The organism is Amycolatopsis sp. NPDC006131 (genome assembly GCF_040614175.1).
Taxonomy (GTDB): Bacteria; Actinomycetota; Actinomycetes; order Mycobacteriales; family Pseudonocardiaceae; genus Amycolatopsis_E; species Amycolatopsis_E tucumanensis.
This window is the reverse complement of the sequence record NZ_JBEXTX010000228.1, coordinates 1-3,229: the sequence shown is the minus strand read 5'-3', so window position 1 is coordinate 3,229 and position 3,229 is coordinate 1. Positions and strand designations below refer to the sequence as shown.

The 3,229-nt window shown below is 69.3% G+C and carries 4 protein-coding genes and 1 pseudogene; 2 read left to right on the top strand and 3 right to left on the bottom strand.

Annotation, left to right across the window (positions count from 1 at the left end; all coding sequences use genetic code 11):
- Positions 1-106: 106 nt before the first annotated feature.
- From ABZ215_RS43530 to arsM, 3 genes are all read right to left on the bottom strand, one after another.
- Positions 107-553 (bottom strand): DinB family protein, encoded by a 447-nt coding sequence (locus ABZ215_RS43530; protein ID WP_354956794.1) that lies wholly within the window; start codon positions 551-553, stop codon positions 107-109.
- Positions 554-675: 122 nt separating this feature from the next.
- Positions 676-1,485, bottom strand: a complete 810-nt coding sequence (locus ABZ215_RS43525) for a sulfite exporter TauE/SafE family protein (RefSeq protein ID WP_354956792.1) — start codon at positions 1,483-1,485, stop codon at positions 676-678.
- A 256-nt stretch (positions 1,486-1,741) separates the two neighbouring features.
- Positions 1,742-2,557: an arsenite methyltransferase gene (arsM, locus tag ABZ215_RS43520; RefSeq protein WP_354956790.1), complete on the bottom strand. Its 816-nt coding sequence runs from the start codon at positions 2,555-2,557 to the stop codon at positions 1,742-1,744.
- A 98-nt stretch (positions 2,558-2,655) separates the two neighbouring features.
- Here arsM and ABZ215_RS43515 point away from each other — a divergent pair, with 98 nt between their 5' ends.
- Both ABZ215_RS43515 and ABZ215_RS43510 read left to right on the top strand, forming a co-directional pair.
- On the top strand, positions 2,656-3,018 hold the full coding sequence (locus ABZ215_RS43515; protein ID WP_354956788.1) for a metalloregulator ArsR/SmtB family transcription factor: 363 nt from the start codon (positions 2,656-2,658) through the stop codon (positions 3,016-3,018).
- Positions 3,015-3,229, top strand: a pseudogene (locus ABZ215_RS43510) (arsenical-resistance protein); the annotation flags it as partial. The gene ABZ215_RS43515 and the pseudogene ABZ215_RS43510, both read left to right, overlap by 4 nt.

Here is a 3,229-nt window from a genome sequence, read left to right as displayed (position 1 = left end):
TTGTGAAGGGTTTACAGAAGTGTGGACTACCGATCTCAGCGCAGCTTCTCCTCGGCCACCATCCGCGGCGTCGGCCGCGACGCCGCCTACCTCGCCCGGCGGTTGCTCACGCGCCGAGCGTGAGCTGCCGTTGGTGGAAAGCGAAATGCCGGGCGGGATACCGGTAGACGTCGGCCAGGGTCATGTAGGGCGCGAAGAACGGGTCCCAGCGAACTGGGTAGTGCATGCCGCGCCCGAGATCGGCGTCGGAAGCGCGGTCGAGGCTGCGGTGCAAGGACGCGATGATGCGGTCGAACCACCAGGCCATCCACCGCGGCGCGAGCATGCCCCCGCCGCAAGAGCCCAGGTAGTTGACGACGTCAAAGGGCACCGTCCCGGCATCCAGCGCCCGGGCGAACCCGCGACTCAACGGATCCGGCAGGCGGCCGAACACGCGCACCAGGACCTGCAGGGCGCGCACCACCTGATAGCCGAAGAGCATGTGGAACAACAGCTGCCGGTTGGTCCACCGGGTGCCGCGCGACGGCCGGCGCAAGTCGTCGGCCGTCGCCACTGCCAGCAGCGCGTGGAAAGGTGGCACGGTCGCGTTCCCACTGCTCGTGCACGGCTCGCCGATCCATAACCCGTCCCTTCCGTGCCAAGCGTGGCACGACCGGGCTGAAGACGTTGACGCGCTCAATGCCGGGCCACCTTGACCGCCGAGACGAGCAGCACCGCTGCCAGGACAGGGATCAGCACCAAGTTCGGGATGAGCCCGAGGAGGAGCCCACCCAGCAAGGCCCCGGTGATCGACCCCGCGACCATGATCACGGCGAAGCGCAGATTGCGGCGCAAGGCCACGAAGCTGGAGTCGCGGCTGTAGCGGGCGAAGGCGACCAGCATGGTGGGCAGGGACACCACCAACGACAGGCTCCCGGCGACCTTGACATCCACGGCGTAGAGCAGCGTGATCGTAGGAATCAGCAGCTCGCCGCCGGCCACTCCCATGATCGCCGCGACGACACCGATCCCGAACCCGGCGGCGACGCCGGCCACCGCCCGGGCCGGCACAGGCAGGTCCAAACGGCCCGCGCTGGTGAAGTGGGTGAGGACCAGCGCGGCGGCCATCACCACCGTGAGCACTGCCAACACCCGATACAGCGTGGCCGAGCGCATCCGCGTCGCCCACGCTGCTCCCGCCCACGCCCCCAACAGGCTCCCGGCCAGCAGGTTCACCGCGACTGCCCACTGCGCGGCCAGCTCGCCGGCGGAGACCGCTGCCAGCCGGGCGGGAAGGGCCGTCAGCACCACAATCAGGCTCATCGCCTTGTTCAAGATCACCGCGGCCAAGGCCGCGAACCCGAACACCCCGATGAGCAAGGGAAGCCGGAACTCCGCCCCGCCCAGCCCGATCATCCCGCCCAGCACACCCACCGCCGCGCCAGCGGCGAACACCAACGGCGCCGACCGCACCCGCTCCACCACGCCGGTCACCTCACCCGCCATCCCCAACCCCTCACAGGCACCCCGCTACCCGACGCGGTGACCCTAGCCGCCTCTAACCGGGCTGACCAGCACCGGCGGAGCAGGCATCAGAACCGGACTGCCCAACGGTCGAACAAGTCGCCCTGGCAACCGCGGATCCGGCAGGACCGCTGGCACCGCGAATGGCAAGCCGGTCACGGTCCGATTGCTCATCGGCGCTTGCCGATCCTTGAGCGACCCTCCTGTTCGCCGTTACGCCGCGGGACTGACGCGGGCCTCAGCCGCAGCATCGAGCCTCCGGTGAACTCCTCACCAGCGGCATTTCCCGACGTTCCATCGCATCGCGCGGTTTGGTTGCGCGGACGATCGCCGAGTGCATGTTCTCGGCGGCCTGGTGCGTCGGCGTGATCTCGATGCCGGTGAACCCGGCCTCGGCCAGCCCCTCCCGGTACTCCGCGAACGAAAGCGCGCCCGCGATGCAGGCGGTGTATTCGCCACGCTCGGCCCGGTTCGCAGCGGTGAGGTGATCCTCCGCGACGACGTCGGAGATGCCCAGCCGTCCGCCGGGCTTGAGCACGCGGAACATCTCGCCGAACACCGCGGGCTTGTCGACCGACAGGTTGATCACGCAGTTGGAGATGATCACATCGACCCGGTCCGCCGGAAGCGGGATCGCCTCGATGTTGCCCTTGAGGAAATCGACGTTGCTCGCGCCGGCCTTCTCGGCGTTGGCCTGCGCGAGCGCGAGCATTTCCTCGGTCATGTCCAGCCCGTACACCTTGCCCGCCGGGCCGACCCGCTTCGCGGACAGCAGCACGTCGATGCCGCCACCGGAGCCCAGATCGAGCACCGTCTCGCCCTCGCGCAGCTCCGCCACGGCCAGCGGGTTGCCGCAGCCGAGACTGGCCAGCACCGCATCCTCCGGCAGCGAGGACCGCTCCGCCTCGTCGTAGAGGCCGCCGGTCAGATCGGGTGGCTCGGTGGAACATCCGCCGCCGCAGCACGACGCGGCCGCTCGCGTGGTCGCCCGCACGGCGGCCGCCGCGTAGCGCTCCCGCACCTGTTCCCGCACGTCCTGCGCCTGTTCGCCCATCTCGGCACCTCCGGTTTCACGACGATCGATGTTTGTCGATGAAAAGCGTGCACCTTGGGTAGATGGACGTCAAGATAGAAGTCTGTTTAGATAGGCACATGTCGAAACAGTTGCCAATCGTGGACGCGGAGTGCTGCTCGCCGCTGGTGCGTGAACCCCTGTCCGAAACGCAGGCCGCGGACCTGGCGAAGGTGTTCAAGGCGGTCGGCGACCCGGTGCGGTTGCGGCTGCTGTCGCTGATCGCCTCGCACGACGGCGGCGAGGCGTGCGTGTGCGACCTGACCGGCGCGTTCGACCTGACCGGCCCGACCATCTCGCACCACCTCAAGGTGCTGCGCGAGTCCGGGCTGATCACCGGTGAGCGGCGGGGCACCTGGATCTACTACCGGGTCCAGCCCGAGACGCTGGCCCGCCTGGCGGCCGTCCTCACGCCCGCCGAGGGCTCGGTGGTGACGGCGTGACCACCACCGACACGGCCCCCGCCGGGGTGGTCGGCAAGCTGTCCACACTGGACCGCTTCCTGCCGGTGTGGATCGGCGCGGCGATGGTCCTCGGGCTGCTCGCCGGACGCTGGATACCCGGCCTGGAGACCGGCCTCAACGCCGTGGCCGTCGACGGCATCTCGCTGCCGATCGCGCTCGGCCTGCTGGTGATGATGTACCCGGTGCTGGC

What these genes read in the sequence shown, in the direction of transcription:
- arsM (WP_354956790.1), bottom strand. Translation starts at nt 2,557, where the DNA reads ATGGGCGAACAGGCGCAGGACGTGCGGGAACAGGTGCGGGAGCGCTAC.
- ABZ215_RS43515 (WP_354956788.1), top strand. Translation starts at nt 2,656, where the DNA reads ATGTCGAAACAGTTGCCAATCGTGGACGCGGAGTGCTGCTCGCCGCTG.
- ABZ215_RS43525 (WP_354956792.1), bottom strand. Translation starts at nt 1,485, where the DNA reads ATGGCGGGTGAGGTGACCGGCGTGGTGGAGCGGGTGCGGTCGGCGCCG.